Source organism: Hymenobacter sp. (assembly GCF_036387835.1).
In the GTDB taxonomy this organism is placed as follows: domain Bacteria; phylum Bacteroidota; class Bacteroidia; order Cytophagales; family Hymenobacteraceae; genus Hymenobacter.
In genome coordinates, this window is sequence record NZ_DASVSY010000007.1 from 1 (window position 1) to 16,388 (window position 16,388).

7 protein-coding genes are annotated in these 16,388 nt (G+C 60.3%); 5 read left to right on the plus strand and 2 right to left on the minus strand.

The features are described from left to right. Together VF639_RS00740 and VF639_RS00745 are read right to left on the minus strand one after the other, a co-directional pair. The coding region (locus tag VF639_RS00740) for a glycoside hydrolase family 88 protein (protein WP_331143985.1) at nt 1–390 on the minus strand (390 nt) is incomplete at its 3' end. 339 nt (nt 391–729) lie between these two features. Then, a complete protein-coding gene (locus VF639_RS00745) occupies nt 730–5,037 on the minus strand; it encodes a hybrid sensor histidine kinase/response regulator transcription factor (RefSeq protein WP_331143986.1) in 4,308 nt (1,435 codons plus the stop codon). Nucleotides 5,038–5,384: 347 nt separating this feature from the next. On the opposite strand from VF639_RS00745, the gene VF639_RS00750 reads away from it, so the two are divergent. The 5 genes from VF639_RS00750 (at nt 5,385) to VF639_RS00770 (ending at nt 16,387) form a co-directional block, all read left to right on the plus strand. Beyond that, nucleotides 5,385–8,432, plus strand: a complete 3,048-nt coding sequence (locus VF639_RS00750) for a SusC/RagA family TonB-linked outer membrane protein (RefSeq protein WP_331143987.1) — start codon at nt 5,385–5,387, stop codon at nt 8,430–8,432. A 13-nt stretch (nt 8,433–8,445) separates the two neighbouring features. Continuing rightward, complete coding sequence (locus VF639_RS00755; protein ID WP_331143988.1) at nt 8,446–10,125, plus strand: RagB/SusD family nutrient uptake outer membrane protein; 1,680 nt, start codon at nt 8,446–8,448, stop codon at nt 10,123–10,125. A gap of 48 nt (nt 10,126–10,173) precedes the next feature. Next, on the plus strand, nt 10,174–13,281 hold the full coding sequence (locus VF639_RS00760; protein WP_331143989.1) for a SusC/RagA family TonB-linked outer membrane protein: 3,108 nt from the start codon (nt 10,174–10,176) through the stop codon (nt 13,279–13,281). 20 nt (nt 13,282–13,301) lie between these two features. Next, complete coding sequence (locus VF639_RS00765; RefSeq protein WP_331143990.1) at nt 13,302–15,053, plus strand: RagB/SusD family nutrient uptake outer membrane protein; 1,752 nt, start codon at nt 13,302–13,304, stop codon at nt 15,051–15,053. A 320-nt stretch (nt 15,054–15,373) separates the two neighbouring features. Beyond that, complete coding sequence (locus tag VF639_RS00770; RefSeq protein ID WP_331143991.1) at nt 15,374–16,387, plus strand: glycoside hydrolase family 43 protein; 1,014 nt, start codon at nt 15,374–15,376, stop codon at nt 16,385–16,387. The last annotated feature ends 1 nt before the right edge of the window (nt 16,388 follow it).

The window sequence follows — 16,388 nt, forward strand, 5'->3', positions numbered from 1 at the left end:
CATGCGCCGGTCTTTTTTCAACCGGTACAAGTTGAGGTAGGTCTGGCAGATGGCAATGTCGTCGGCGTGGTCGTAGCGGGGGCCGGGGCGCCACTTGGTCCGCTCCCCCATGGCCAGCAACGAATCTAGAATCAGCTTGGACTTCGTGGTTTCGTAGGCGGCGAATACGCCCGCGTAAAAGGCCCCATTGGTCCAGTCGGTGCTTGGGTGCTTGGGGTGGGCCAGCTGCCACGTGGTGGCTTTCAATAGCTGGCTCTTAATAAACTTCGGCTGGAATAGCTTTTCATCGGCTTTGGAAAGCGCCTGCGCGGAGCTGCTAACAGCATTCAGGGTGAAGGAGAGCAGCAGACCACTCAAAAGCAGGCGAAAGAAGCGGGATGTACCAGGCATACTGTAACAGTAGAGAAGCGGATAAGGAAGACGCGGGCAGAACACCTACCAGCCCGCAATGCAAGAAGTAGCCGCAATACTAGCCGGATACTCGCAATAACCAGGGGGCCATTTTCAGAGAATAAGGGGGGATTTTCAACCAAATACCGGTTTAGGGCCATTTTCAAGTTCCAGGCCTGTAACGCACAGTGGGCGGTAGCGCGAAGCGCAGGCTTCGCGCCTCGTAGAACAAGGCTATTGAGGGTCGTTGCTACGGCGCGGTTCCAGTCGTTCAACGACGAGACGCCAGGTATGGCGTCTCTACACCTGTTCAACGAGAATCGACACTGGCAGCCCACGCTACAAGGCGGTGGAAGCGGCTTCGCGGCTTTGGCGGTGCTGCTTGGCGTATTCGGAGGGCGACAAGGTGAAGATCTTCTGGAACGCTTTGCGGAAGTACTTGGCATCCTCAATGCCCACCTGGAACGCTACTTCCGTTACCCGTAGCCGCGTTTGGGCCAGTAGTTGCGCGGCCCGTTTCATGCGCACGTCGCGGATAAACTCTACCGCCGTTTGGCCCGTGATGCCCTTGATGCGGCGGTAGAACACCGACTGGCTCATGCCCACTTCCCGCACCAGCACCTGCACGCTGAAGCCAGGGTCGTCGAGGTGCTTTTCCACTACGCCCATGGCGTTTTCCAGAAACTCCCGGTCGGCGTCGGCAATGACTACGTCGGTGGGTTCGAGCAGAATTTGGCGCTGGTAATACTCACGCAGCTTGTTGCGGTTGCGCAGCAGCGTGGTGGCTTTGGCTTGCAGCAGGGCCGGGTTGAAGGGCTTGCTCACGTAGTCGTCGGCGCCGGTGCCGAGGCCTTCCAGCTCGTGCAGGGCGGCGGTGCGGGCCGTGAGCAGCAGCACCGGAATGTGGGCGGTTTTGGGGTGCTTCTTGATTTTCTGGCACAGCTCCAATCCGTCGCTGCGGGGCATCATCACGTCACTGATAATCAAGTCGGGCGTGTGTAGCAGGGCCTGTTCCCACCCCTCGAGCCCATCGACGGCCAGCAGCACCTCGTACTCCGCCTCGAACAGCTGTTGCAGATACTGGCGCACCTCGTCGTTGTCTTCCACTACCAGCAGGCGTGGCAGGGTAGAAGCGCATTGCAGGTTTTCCGCCGACAGTTCCAGCGTGACTTCATCTGCCAGCAAAGACAATTTCTGCGTTTCCGCCGGGGAAGTGGGGGCTTCCGGTTGAATGTCGCCGGGCCGGAGGTGGGCTTGCCCGAAGGGCAGGCGCAGGCGGAACGTGGTGCCCACGCCCACAACGCTTTCCACGCTTACGGTACCGCCGTGGCGCTCAGCAAACTGCTTCACCAACGACAAGCCTATGCCCGTGCCGGTCATGCGGAGCGTGTCGGTGTGGGAAGCCTGGTAATACGGGTCGAAGATGTGACTGAGCTCTTCGGCTTTAATGCCCGTGCCCTGGTCGCAAACATTAACTTCCAGATAGTTGCCGGTGAGCTGCCCTTCCTGAAACACAGCTTCGCCCCCCGGATTCCCGATTACCGTGGCCGCAAAGCGGATACCCCGGCCTTCGGACGTGTACTTGAAGGCGTTGGCCAACAGGTTGGTTAGCACGATTTCCAGCTTGCTCCGGTCGAAGTAAAGAGGGACGGGTTCGGCCGGCAAATCCAGCGTGTAGGCTATGCCCCGTTCTTCGGCTTTAAGCTTGAAAACCAAGTAGATGTCCTGCAGAAACTGCACCGCGTCGCCGTAAGTGGCCCGCAGCGGCACATTGCCCGATTCCACCTTGCGGAAGTCCAGCAGCTGGTTGACCAGGTCGAACAGCTTGCGGGTCTGCTTGTGCATGAGCTGAATCTTGTCGCGCAAACCCGGAACGGCGCCGTTGGCCTCAATTATTTCCTCCATCGGCCCCAGAATCAGGGTTAGCGGCGTCCGAAGCTCGTGCGAAACGTTGGTGAAAAAGCCTAGTTTCAGGTCGGTCAGCTCTTTCTCCTTTTCGGCCTGGAATTGCTTGAGCACCAGTTGGTTTTCCAGCTGCTGCTGCGCCATCTCGAAGCGGCGGTACAGGGCCACTACACCTAATGCAGCCAGGCCGTAAAGCAAGTAGGCCCACCAGGTTCGCCACCAGGGCGCCAGCACCTCGAACTGCATCGTGGCATACTTCCGGCTCCACACACCCTCGCCGTTGCTGGCTTTTATTTGTAGCGTGTAGTGGCCGGCGGGCAGGTTGGCGAAGCTGGCTGTGCGCTGGCCCGGCGCCGGATACACCCACTCCTCGTTGTAGCCCACCAGTCGGTAAGCGTAGCGGTTTTTCTGCGGGTTGGTGTAGTTCAAGGCCACAAATTCCACCGCGAAGTCGTTGTCAGCATCCTTGATGGTGACAGTTTGCGGCTTGGATAAGGCTTTTTCCAGCAGCACGCGCCCGTTGAACGTGCTGCCTACGGTTACGGGCTTGTTGGTGACCCGCAGGCTTGTAATCTGCACCACCGGCGGATACGGGTTGGTTTGGATGGCCTGAGGCTGGAAGTAGTTGATGCCGTTGATGCCGCCGAAATACAGGGTGCCATCCTGCGCCCGGCAGGCCGCCCCAATCTTAAACGAGTTGCTTTGCAGCCCGTCGGCCACGTCGTAGCGCAGGTACTGGCGGGTGCGAGGCGTGAAGCGGTAAAGGCCGGTGCCCCCCATCCAGAGGTTGCCCGCGTCGTCGGCCAGAATGCTTTCCACGTCGCTTTCCGGCAGCTGCTTGGCGTACGAGCGGATAGTTTCCCGGCCCTGCGCGTCGGTCACGAGCTGGTGCAGTCCGCCCCCGATGGTACCAATCCAGAGCGTGCCTTGCTCGTCGAGCAGCAGCGGCCACACATAGTTGACTTGCAGGCTGTTTGGCTTGCCGATGCCGGCCTGGTAGTGCCCCAGCACCTGCACCGAATCGGCAGCGAAGCGCAGCTTCAGTAAACCGGCATCGTGGGTGCTGGCCCAGAATACGTCGCGCCCCTGGTCGTAGAGCAGGAAAGTAAACTGGTTGGTGGGTAAGGCACTGTTGTCGGTCCGAAAGGCACCCAGATACTGGCCCGAGGCGCTAAAGCGCAGCAGCCCGGCCGAGAACGTAGCCACCCAAACAGTGCCCTGCTTGTCCTGTGTGATACGCTCGATGCTGGTCTGGCTTAAATTGGTGCCATCCGGCAAGGCGGTGTAGGTAGTAAGCTTGGGCTCCCCGGTCGTGCGAACCAGCGTTACCAGCCCGTTGTTGCGCGTGCCAAACCAAAGGGTCCCGTTCGACGTCTGGAAAATGGCCGATACGTCGATGCCGCGCGTACCGTTGCCCTGCTGGTTGAGGTAGTTACGGTAAGTGTGTTGGCGCAGGTCGTAGCTGGCCATGCCGTTGCGGGTGCCGAACCAGAGCGTGTGCTGCGCCTCCTCCTTATAGATGGTATTGATGTAGTTGTTGGACCGTGAAAGCCGGCCGATAAGCGGCTGCCGGATGCGGCCGAAAGGCTTCTGGCGCAAGTCCACTTTATTGAGGCCGCCGGCCGAGGCGCACAGCCAAACAATCTGGTTGCGGTCCTCGAAAATCTGGTGTATCCGCTCGGAATTGATGCTGAACGGCTCGCCGTCTTGGGGTAGAAACGAGGTTGGGGGCGTTGCCAGCAGCGGGGGCGTGCGGTTGGTGACGGCGCCGGCCTCCCACACGTGCAGCCCGTACGTGGTGCCTACCCAGAGCCGCCCAAACGAATCCAGTAGGATAGATTGGGGCATAGAAAGGCGCTCTGGCAGCGGGTGAGTGGTCAGTTCGCGCCGGGTGCGCCGGTTAGCCGCGGCCACCCAGAACACCTGCCAGTCGGTGCCAATCCAGAAGTCGCCGCGCTGGTCGAGGTGCAGGATCCGGATAGCGGTGGTAAGGCCGGTGGCTAACACAGGCAGGCCGGGTTCCGTGGTGCGGACCAGGCGCAGCCCCGCACCCAGGGTACCCACCCACAGGTTGCCCTCGGGGTCGAGGGCCAGGCTAGTTATCCAGCGCAACGAGGACTGGCCGTTCACCAGGGGCGGAAGCTGCTGAAGTTGTTGCAACTGGCCCTGCTGGTTGAAGCTCAGCACAAATAAGCCGTCGCGATAGGTGGCCGCCCACAAGCGTCCTTGCGGGTCGGCGGTAATGGCCGTGACATCGGATTGGGCCAGCAGCCGGGCCAGGGGCCGGTAAGTTGCCGGCACATAGTGCGCATCGAAGCCAAGAAAAGTGTCGTGGTCGGCGTCGTAGAAACTAAGACCCGAGCGCTCAGCCCCCACCCACAACCGGCCGTTGGGGGCAGTGTACACCACTTTAATGCGATTGCCGGAAATACGGCTTTGCTGATTAACGGGCAAGGAGTACTGCTTCAGGCTATACCCATCGTAGCGGTCCAGCCCCCGGTTGGTGCCTACCCAGATAAATCCGGCCTGATCCTGCGTCACGGCCATGCCGTCGCTGTGCGAAAGGCCCTGATCAACGGTTAGGTGCTCGAAGCGAAACCCACTGGCCGCCGCATTCTGGGCCCAGGCGCTGCCAAGGCCGAGGCAAAGAAACGAGAGGAAAGTGAGTAACCACTTAATAGGCAAAGGTACCTGCACGGGCGGATGGGTAGCGGGTAGGAGAGAGGCGGCTGGATAGGCCATGACGTGGTTCGATCAAGCAATAAATCACGTGGTTGGCTCCGGTTACTAAAGTAAGAATCTATTGATTATTTGCACTAAAAACCGCATTTATAGAAAGTATTTCCGGATAGGTGCTAACCGATTTGCCCCCCTTTTTTGCTGGAAATGACCCCGTAAACGAGAGAAACAGGAAGCTACTTTTACTGCAGTCAATACTTGATAATCTGCTTTGCTGCCTCCTGCCACCCGTGGTATGTCCTAAACCAGAAAGCAAGCTTACTCCCCACTAAGCTTGCCGACTACCCGCCCTCGGTATCTATTTTCCCACCCATGTTCGGCGCGAGCTGGCATGACATCCTTCTTACTAGATGAGAGTAAAACGTTTACTCTTTTACGGGGCACTTTCGTCCCTGCCCCTAGCAACGACGCAGCTGGCGCATGGCCAGACGGTCCGGCCTGCCAGCCCCACCGACTCCACCGCCCGGGTGGTAGCCCCCGCCGATACCGCCGCAAGTAAATTGCTTAGGCCGCTGCTGGTCGACGAAAACGATGAGCCCCTGCCCGGCGTCACGGTGTTCAACCGCCGCAGCAGTGCCACCGTGCAAACCGATGCCGTTGGAATAGCCAAGCTCGCTGCCGAAACCGGCGACGTGCTGGAGCTGCGCGCCTCTGGCAGCGTGGTGCAGGAGTACACCGTGGCCGCCAACCGGTCGCTGGTGATTGTGCTCAGCACCAAACACCCGGCCGTGGAGCGCCTCAAGCCGGTGCGGCTGCTCAACAACCTGTCAACCCGCCCCGACCTGACGGCTGGCTCCGCCCAAACCATCTACTACAACGACCTGCAAAAGCTGCCGGTTACCTCGTTTCAGAGCGCTCTGCAAGGGCGCGTGGCCGGGCTAACCATCAACCAAGTCCCCAACTTTGCGGTCAACCAGGGAATTGGGCAGCCCGGGGCCGATGGCATAAGCGTGTCGTTGCGCGGCACCGACGAGGCGCTGGTAATTATCGACGGGATTCCGCGGCCGCTCACCGTGTTTGATCTGGAGGAGATTGAGTCGGTGACGGTGCTCAAGGATGCGTTGACCACGGCTATGCTCGGCGTGAAATCCTCGAACGGGGCGCTGGTGGTTACTACCCGCAAGGGCACGCCAGCCCGGCCGCGCATCTCGTTTACGGCGCAGAGTGCCTCGCAGCAGCCCCTGAGTTTGCCCAAGGGCCTCGATGCCTATAATTACGCCCTACTCAACAACGAAGCCCGCCGCAACGACAGCCAAGCCCCTGCCTACACCGACGCCGACCTGCAAGCCTACCAGGACGGCTCCGACCCCCTCGGCCACCCCAACGTGGACTGGCGCCAGCAGCTGCTCAAAAAATCGTCGCGGCTGGACCGCTACACCTTCAGCGCCAGCGGCGGCAACAAGTTCTCCACCTATTTTGTGTCGCTCGAGCACTTGAATCAAACCGGGCTGGTGAAGGAAAGTGACATCAACAAGTACAACACCACCAACTACTTCAAGTCGTACTCGCTGCGCTCCAATGTCGAGCTGCAGCTGAACTCCAAGCTCTCGGGCGGGGTGGGGCTGCTCGGGCGTATTCAAAACACCAACGAGCCCGGGTTTGGCACCAACTCCATCCTGTTCAACCTGTTCAACACGCCGGCCAACGCCTACCCCATCTACACCGAAGATGGCCGGTACGCGGGCAACCAGCAGTACCAAACCAATATGTGGGGCCAGGCCGTGGGCTCGGGCTACCAGCAGAACTACAAGCGCGACATGCTGGCCGACTTCCACCTGAAGCGGACCCTGGACGAAATAACGCCCGGCCTTTGGGTGCGCGCCATTGGCTCGTACTACGCCACGCTTTCCGAGAACCTGTTTCGGGTGAAGACCTTCGCGGTTTTCCAGCCGACCACCTATCAGCAATACGGCGTCAACAGCGACCAAACCAACTTTTCGTCGGTGGCCTACCAGGGCCGCACCGATTATCTGGAGGCCGCGCTGGGCTACGACCACACCTTTGGGGTGCACGGGATAAGCGCGGTGGTGCTCGGCAACCGCAACAACTCGGTAACGGGCTCCGAACTGCCGTACACCATCACCGGCTTGTCGGGGCGGGTGGCCTACAACTTCCGCGAGAAGTACGTGCTGGAAGGCGCCTTCGGCCTGAACGGCTCGAACCGCTACCCCGAGGGCGGCACCACCCTGTACACGCTGCTGCCGGCCGTGGGCGTGGCCTGGAACATGACGCGCGAAGACTTTCTGCAGAGCCAAACCTGGCTGTCGCAGCTGAAGCTGTTCGGCTCGTTTGGCCTGACGGCCAACGACAACCCCGGCTACTTCCGCTACATCCAAACCTACTTCGACTCGCCGGGCGCGGTGTTCGGGACGGGGGCGGCCACCAACACGTCCATCACCGAGCAGCCGCTGGCGAGCCGCAACATCCGGCCTGAAATGGCGCGCAAGCTGAACCTGGGCGTGCAGGCGGCGGTGCTCAACCAGCACCTGGGCTTCCGGGCCGAATACTACCGCATGACGTTCTACGACCTGCTCATGCAGCGGGGCCGCAATACCGCCATCCTGGGCAACACTTACCCCACCGTAAACCTGGGCCGCAACCTCTACGACGGCTGGGAATTTCAGCTGAACTGGCAGCAAACCGTGGGCGACTTCAGCTACTACCTGACCGGCAATCTGAGCCTGCAAGGCACGGAGGTGCTTTACATGGACGAAGTGGACCGGGCCTACCCTTGGATGCAGCGCACCGGCCAGCGCATCGGGCAGGTCTTTGGCTATCAGGCCGAAGGTTTGTTTCAGAGCCAGGACGAAATCAATGGTGCGGCTACTCTGCAAGGCTACGTGCCCCAACCCGGCGACATCAGGTACCGGGACCTGAACGGCGACGGTATCATCAACCAGTTCGACGAAACGCGCATTGGTACTGCCAAACCCCGCATACCCGTGGGAACTGCCCTGGGCGCGCGCTGGAAGGGCCTGGATATGTCGGTGCTGCTGCAAGGCGTGCTGAACCGCAGGCGCTACCTGCAAGGCCCCACCGAGTACGCCTTCCTCAACGGCGGCTTCGGGCAGGCCTTCGAGCAGCACCTCGACCGGTGGACGCCCGACAACCCCGACGCCAGTTTTCCGCGCCTGGGCTTGGGGGCCCAAGTCAACAACTATGCAGTTTCCTCTTACTGGATGCGCCCGGGCAACTACGCCCGCATCAAGAACCTGGAGATCGGCTATACCCTGCCCCTGGTAATCAGCAGCCGCTTTCGGGTGCAGGGCCTGCGGGTGTTTGCCAGCGGCACCAACCTGCTGACTTTCAGCTCAATTGACCGCATCGACCCGGAGTCTTTCAATGGGTCTTACCCACAGCAACGCTCCCTCAACCTGGGGTTGAACCTGCAACTCTAAGCCCGCCCTCGTCATGAAGTATACCTTACGCATCAGTGTGCTGGCCCTGGGGCTGGCCTGGGCTACTACGGCCTGCAAGCGGGTGGAAACCGAGCCCCGCGACTTTATTCAGGAAGATTTGATGTGGGACGAGAAAGACAAGAACGCCACCCTGGCCGCCTGGTTTCTCAACGACATCTACAACTACCTGCCCGGCGGCTTCAACCGCATCAGTGGCGGCAACGGCGACTTTCTGGAGGCCGGGGCCGGCGAGGCGGTTCCCTCGCGCTTCAACCGGCCCGTGGAATACTACACCAACGGCACCGTCAGCGCCATCAACAACCCCGACCCGTACTGGGGCAACAGCTACGCGGGTATCCGGCGGGTCAACATCTTTCTGGCCAACGTAGACAAGGTGCCCACCACCGCCGACAACCTGAAGTGGTGGAAAGCCGAGGCGCGCTTTATCCGGGCCATGCTCTGGTTTGAGCTACTCAAGCGCTACGGCGGCGTGCCCCTGATCGGGGACCGGATTTTAACCGAAGACGACGACCTGGAACTGCCCCGCAACACCTACGCTGAGTGCGTAGACTACATTGTGAGCGAGTGCGACGACATCAAGGGCCTGTTGCGCCCCGAGCCCATTCCCGACAGCGACTGGGGCCGGATTCCGCGCGGGGCGGCCATTGCTCTCAAAACCCGGGTGCTGCTCTACGGCGCTAGTCCGCTCAACAACGGCGACCCGCTCAACGGCTCCGACCTCAATGGCTACCCCACCCCCGATGCCAGCCGCTGGCAGCGCGTACTAGCGGGCTGCGAGGAGCTGCGCGCCCTGAACTACTACGCCTTACAGCCCTCGTTCAGCAACGTCTTCATCGTTAAGAAGAACACGGAGATTATTCTGGCCAAGCAGTCGGGCAACAGCACCAATATTGAAAGCCTGAACGCGCCGGTGGGCTACGCGGCCCCGACCGCCAGTCAGGGCCTGACCAGCCCCACCCAAAACCTGGTCGATGCCTTCCCGACCCTTACCGGCCGCGCCATCACCGAAGCTGGAGCTGATTATAACGCCTCGGCGCCCTACACCAACCGCGACCCGCGCCTGGCCCTGACGGTGTTTATCAACGGTGCGCGCTGGCTGACCCGCCCCGTGGAAACCTTTGACGGGGGCCGCGACCGGCCCGGCGGCAGCCTGGTGCAAACGCGCACGGGCTACTACCTGCGCAAGTTCATGGCCGACTTCAGCAACACCACCACCTACACCAACCAGAGCCACAACTTTCCACTTTTCCGCTACGCCGAAACGCTGCTCACTTATGCCGAAGCCCTCAACGAGGTGGGCCGCACCTCCGATGCCGTCACGCAGCTAATTGAGCTACGCAAGCGGGCCGGCATTACGGCGGGCGCCAACATGCGCTACGGCATCAAGACGCCCATCAATCAGACCGAGGCGCGGGAGCTGATTCGTAACGAGCGGCGCATTGAGCTGGCGTTCGAGGAGCACCGCTTCTGGGACGTGCGCCGCTGGAAGATTGCCGAGACGGCCCTTAATGGTCCACTCTACGGCATGCAGATCGTTCGCAACGGCACCACCTTCACCTACAACCGCCAGCAGGTGGGCACCATGACGTTCAAGCCCAACCTCTACTACCTGCCCATCCCCTTCGACGAAACCACCAAGAACCGCAACCTGATCCAGAATCCGGGCTGGTAGCAACGCCGGGTGCTCGTCTTGTTTTCCCACCGCTTTTCTCTTACTTCTATGCATAAAATAGTACTAACGGTGGCTGCCTGCGGCGCTTCCCTGCTGATGAGCCCCGCAGCTTATGCCCAGGCCCAGGTGGTGCGGGGCGTCGTGTCGGATGGCAAGCTGCAACTGCCGGGCGTTACGGTTATCGAAAAAGGAACGCCCACCAACGGCGCCTCCACCGACTCGGAGGGCCGCTACCAGCTTACGCTCCGCGGCAAGGAAGGCGTGCTGGTGTTCAGCTTCATTGGCTACGAATCTAAGGAAGTGAAGGTGGGCACCCAAACCACCCTCAACGTGTCGTTGGCTGCCAAAGACCAGAGCCTGAACGAAGTAGTGGTAGTTGGTTTCGGGGAGCAGAAGAAGATTACGTCCACGGGCTCGTCGAGCTCGGTGAGTGGGCGGCAGATTCGGGAAAACCCCACGGCCAGCCTCCAGAACTCGATTGTGGGCCGGATGCCGGGCTTCTTCGCGCAGCAAACCTCGGGCCGGCCCGGGCAGGACGGCGCGGCTTTTTACATCCGTGGCCAAAGCTCCTACAACGGCAACAACCAGCCGCTTATCATCGTCGACGACATCGAGTACACCTACGAGCAGTTCTCGCGCCTCGACCCCAACGAAATCGAGAGTTTGACTATTCTCAAGGACGCTTCCACCACGGCTATCTACGGGGTGCGCGGGGCCAACGGCGTGATGGTGGTCACCACGCGCCGGGGCCAGAGCGGGCCGCCCAAGGTGAGCGTGCGCCTGGAAACGGCCTTGCAGCAGCCCACCCTGATTCCGAAGTACCTGGATGCCTACCAGAGCGCCTCGCTCTACACCCAGGCCCAGATCAACGACAACGCCAACAACCCCAACCCCAACTTCAAGCCGCGCTTCTCGGAGCGGGACCTGGAGCTGTTCCGAACCGGCGAAGACCCCTACGGCCACCCCAACGTGAACTGGCGCAAGGTGCTCTTCCGCGACTTCAGCCAGCAGTACCGCGCCAACCTCGACTTGTCGGGCGGCACCGACCGGGTGAAGTACTTTGTGTCGGCGGGCTACCTCTACCAGAACGGCATTCTGAAGAACTTTGGCAAAGGCCAGGGCATCAACAACAACTTCTACCACCAGCGCTACAACTACCGCTCGAACCTGGATATCAACGTCACCAAAAGCACCGATGTGCGGGTGGATTTGTACGGCAACTTCGCCCAAACCAACAACCCGGTGTTTGGCAACATCCAGGGCAAGCAAGACATTTTCTACGAGTACAGCAGCTTCCTGGCCTTGTCGCCATTTGCCTACCCCATCACCAACCCCGATGGCTCCTACGGCTTCAGCCAGTGGCAGATCGACCAGGCCGGCTACAACGCCAACAACGTGGTGGGCCGCCTGACCAACTACGGCTACAGCCGCAACAATGCCAACAACATCAACGGCATTGTGTCGGTGAAGCAGAAGCTGGACTTTGTAACCAAAGGCCTGACCCTAACCGGCCGTTTATCCTACACCAGCGACTACGCCTACGACCGGGGCATGAACCGCGACCAGTTCCCGTCGTTCATCTACGACCCGGCCACCGACACCTACCGGCCGCGCGACCCCAACGTGTACCGGGTGCGCCGCTTTTTCCTGAGTTATGACCCCCGTAGCAGCCGCCGGGTGCTCAACGTGCAGGGCATTTTGAACTATGACCGCACCTTCGGCAAGCACCACGTTACCGGCCTAGGTCTGCTGAATCGCAATTCGGTATCGGTGGCCGGCGACGTTGTGTACAACTATATCCCCAATAACTTCCGGGGCTACTCGACTCGCATCGGCTACGACTACGCGCAGAAGTACCTGTTTCAGTTCAATGCGGGCTACAACGGGTCGACGCGCTTCTCGAAAAACAACCGCTACGGCACCTTTCCGGCCGTGTCGGCGGGGTGGGTGCTGTCGGAGGAACCGTTCTATAAGGACCACATCCGGGCCGTGGACTTGCTGAAGTTCCGGGGCTCGTATGGCCTGGTCGGCAATGACGCCTTGGGTTCGGGGTTCAGCTACTACTACCAGCAAAACTACAACAACGCGCCTGGCGCCAACTTCGGCTTCTCCAGCAACCCGCTACCGGGCTTTTCGGAGGGACAATTGGCCAACGAAAACGTGACCTGGGAGAAAGAGAAAAAGCTGGATGTGGCCGTGGAGTTCGGCCTGTTCAACAGCAACCTGACCGGCAGCGTCAACTACTTCAACAACAACCGCTTCGACATCCTGACCCGCCGCGGCACCATTTCGGCCGTATTTGGGCAGGGCTTGCCCCCGGTGAACCTGGGCCGGGTAAACAACCGCGGCATGGAATACGAAATTACCTACCGCAAGCAGCTTACTCCCGACTGGTCGGTGGGCGTGCATGGGCAGTACTCGATTGCCAAAAACAAGATTCTGTTTCAGGACGAGCCGCAGCAACAGTATGATTACCAGCGCTTCACCGGCAACAGCATCGGGCAGGAGCTGCTCTACGAGGCCATTGGCTACTACCGCGACCAGAACGACATCGACAACAGCCCCCGCACCCCGGTGCCCGCCCGCCCCGGCGACCTGAAGTACAAAGACCTCAACGAGGACGGCATTATCAACGAGTTCGATAGGGCCGTGGTTGGCTTACCCAACCTGCCCACCGACATATACGGCTTCGACTTCAATGCCCGCTACAAGGGCTTGAGCGTGAGCGTGCTGTTTCAGGGCGTGCGGGGCGGCAGTACTCGCTTGGTTCGGGAAGGCATCAAAGCCTTTGCCTCCAACCTTACCGAGATTCATACCAAAGCCTGGACCCCCGAGCTTGGCGACGCGGCCGAATATCCGCGCCTGACCTTGCTGGCCGGCCTCAGCGACGCCGATGCTTACCCGTCCACGTTCTGGCAGATTCCCAACGACTTCCTGCGCATGCGCAACGCCCAAATCAATTGGGACTTGCCCGTCAGCTTCACCGAGCGGTTTGGCGTGCCGCAGGTACGCGTGTATGCCAACGGCTCCAACCTGCTGACTTTCACCAAGCTAACCAAGCGCTACGAAGTGGACCCGGAAATTGCCCTCAACAACGACCGGGTGGCGTACCCGCCGCAGCGCATCCTCAACTTCGGTATTAGCGCCACTTTCTAAAGTATTCTGGCTTCCCACCCATGAAAAAGCTACTTCTTTTTGCGGCGCTGGCCGTTGCGGCCACGTCCTGCTCTGATGCCGACGACTTTCTGGAACCCAAAACCAACGCCATAACCGAAGCCACCGTTTTCTCGGACAGCATCCGGACCATCGGCTTCCTGTCGAATATTTACAGCGGCGTCGGCTACAGCTTCGACAAAGGCCGCTGGAGCAGCCACGGCAACAGTGAGTTGGCGACCGACGATGCCGAGTATAGCTTGAGCGGCGCTTTTCAGGCGGCGGTGTTGCTTTACAACGGCTCACTCAGCGCTTTAACGGGCCAAACCAGCCCCGAAATAGCCGCCCTCTGGAACAATCCCTACACCAATATCCGCAAGGTGAATCTGTTTTTGCAGAAGCTGCCTACCACGCCGCTTTCGGCGGGCACGCAGCGGCGAGTAGCAGCCGAAGCGCGGTTTCTGCGGGCCTGGTACTACCACCATCTGCTCATCAACTACGGCGGCATACCGCTAATTGGCGACGAGGTATTCGACATCACCGACTTCCCCAATTACCCCCGCAACTCCTACGCCGAGTGCGTCGACTATTTGGTGAGTGAGCTGGATGCCGTAGCCGAAATCCTGCCTACCGCCGCCGCGGGTCCGGGCGGCTACACCGAACAAAACTACGGCCGGGCCACCAAAGGAGCCGCGCAGGCGCTTAAGTCGCGGGTGCTGTTGTACGCCGCCAGCCCGCTCTTCAACGGCGGCGCCGAAACCACCGACCCGGAGCTGCAGGCCATTGTCAGCTACCCTACCTACAGTGGAGCGCACTGGCAGCGCGCCGCCGATGCAGCGCTGGCCGTTATCAACTCCAATCAGTACTCGCTGTACCGCGACAATACCCGGCCGGGCAACGGCTTCTACCAGGTGTTTCTGCGGCGCGTGAATCCGGAGTACATTTTTGCGCTTTACCGGACGCCCAACAAGGATTTCGAAGGCTACTACCTGCCGCCCACTCGTTCGGGCGCCACGTACTCCATGCCCACCCACAACATCGCGGAAGCTTTCCCGATGAAAAATGGCAAGCCGATTACCGACCCCACTTCGGGCTACGACCCGCGCAACCCGTATGCCAACCGCGACCCCCGCTTCGGCTACACCATCATCTACAACACGTCGCGGTATTTCCTGCAGTCGACGGGGCGGCTAGAGGAGGTGCTGACCTATGACGGCGCCCCCAACGACGGTTTCACGCCGGCCGGGCAGCGCACGGGCTACTTCTGCCGCAAGATGTGCGACGAGAACCTGGCCAACAACAGCCCCGGCCAAACCGAGCGGGGCTGGCCTTTGATGCGCTACGCCGAAATCCTGCTCAACTACGCCGAGGCCATCAACGAAGCCGGTCAGCCGCAGTTGGCTTACCCCAAGCTGATTGAGCTGCGCGAGCGGGCCGGTATCGAGCCGGGCGCCAACAACATGTACGGTTTGCCGGTAGGGATGAGCGTGGACCAGATGCGGGAGGTTATTCGCAACGAGCGGCGCATCGAGCTGGCGTTTGAAGACCACCGCTGGAACGATATTCGGCGCTGGAAAATCGCCGTGGCCGTCAACAACGGCTACAACAAGCGCATGCAGATTACGCGCGGCGGGGCCGCGCCCAACTTCACCTACACCTACAACGTCACCAACTCGGTGCGCCTGCACGTGTTCAAGCCGGCCCAATACCTGATGCCCATCACCGACAATGAAATCCGGAAGATGCCGCTAATGAGGCAGAATCCGGGATATTGATAATTACTTTATTACCAGTGTTTTACTAAGTGATGTGTCAATATGTTGTAAGGTGTAAGCAGAACGGGGGCTGCGTTGCCGGCCGTCGGCAGAAAACGCCAACTGGCAATTCAGTCCCCTTTTTGCTGAAAAGTATTCCGGTGCTGGTGGCGGGTTGGCGCTAGCTTTGAGCTACCCGATAAGGACTACCGGAAGAAGTAACGCTCCCTGTTTCAACTGTAAAGCAATCCGCAGTGTTAGCCGCCCGCACAACCTCGTTGGTGGTCTGCTAATACGTTTTAGTTTAATCTTAACCGCCTGCTTGCTCAGGCTCACAGCCCATGAAATACTTTCTGCCGGTTCTGCTTGCACTCGGTTTTTCGACGGAGGTCCCGTTGGCTGTGGCCCAACCTGCACCATCGGCTGCCAAAGCCAAGAACACCGCCTTCAAGCCCGGCGAACTGTGGTACGACACCGACGGCAACCTCATCAATGCCCACGGGGGCGGCGTGCTGCTGGTGGGCAACACGTATTACTGGTACGGCGAAAAACGGGCGCAGCACCAGGAGGAAGGCGTGAACGTGTATTCCTCGAAAGACCTGTACAACTGGAAGTACGAGGGCGTGGCCCTGGCCCCGGCCACCGATGCGCAGAGTGACATTGCGGCCGGCTGTTTGATGGAGCGCCCCAAGGTGATCTTCAACCAGAAGACCGGCAAGTACGTGATGTGGTTTCACTTGGAGCTAAAGGGCCAGGGCTACAAGGCTGCCCGCGCTGCCGTGGCCGTGGCCGACCAGCCCACCGGCCCGTTTCGTTACGCAAGCAGCTTCCGACCCAACGGCAACATGTCGCGCGACATGGGTTTGTATGTCGATGACGACGGGGCGGCCTACCACATCTATTCCAGCCGCGAAAACTACGACCTGCGCCTGACCCGGCTCTCCGACGACTACCTGACGGCCACCCCGCAGGACTCGCTGCTGTTTGCCAAGCACCGCGAGGCGCCGGCCTTGTTTAAGCAGGGCAGCAAGTACTACCTTATCACCAGCGGCTGCACCGGGTGGGCGCCCAACGAAGCTTCTCTGCACGTGGCCGACAAGCTGTTCGGACCCTGGCAGTTGCTCGGCGACCCCATGAGCGGGCCCAACGCCAAACTCACCTTCGGCGGACAATCGACGTATGTGCTGCCGGTGCCGGGTAAAAAAGATGCGTTTATCTTCATGGCCGACCGTTGGAATCCGAAAGACTTGAAAGATAGCCGCTACCTGTGGCTGCCCGTGCAGTTCAAAAACAATCAGCCCGCCATCGATTGGATGGAGCAGTGGGACCTAGAACACTTCAGCAAACAATTATAGA

What these genes read in the sequence shown, in the direction of transcription:
- VF639_RS00755 (WP_331143988.1), top strand. Translation starts at nt 8,446, where the DNA reads ATGAAGTATACCTTACGCATCAGTGTGCTGGCCCTGGGGCTGGCCTGG.
- VF639_RS00765 (WP_331143990.1), top strand. Translation starts at nt 13,302, where the DNA reads ATGAAAAAGCTACTTCTTTTTGCGGCGCTGGCCGTTGCGGCCACGTCC.
- VF639_RS00770 (WP_331143991.1), top strand. Translation starts at nt 15,374, where the DNA reads ATGAAATACTTTCTGCCGGTTCTGCTTGCACTCGGTTTTTCGACGGAG.
- VF639_RS00745 (WP_331143986.1), bottom strand. Translation starts at nt 5,037, where the DNA reads ATGGCCTATCCAGCCGCCTCTCTCCTACCCGCTACCCATCCGCCCGTG.
- VF639_RS00760 (WP_331143989.1), top strand. Translation starts at nt 10,174, where the DNA reads ATGCATAAAATAGTACTAACGGTGGCTGCCTGCGGCGCTTCCCTGCTG.
- VF639_RS00750 (WP_331143987.1), top strand. Translation starts at nt 5,385, where the DNA reads ATGAGAGTAAAACGTTTACTCTTTTACGGGGCACTTTCGTCCCTGCCC.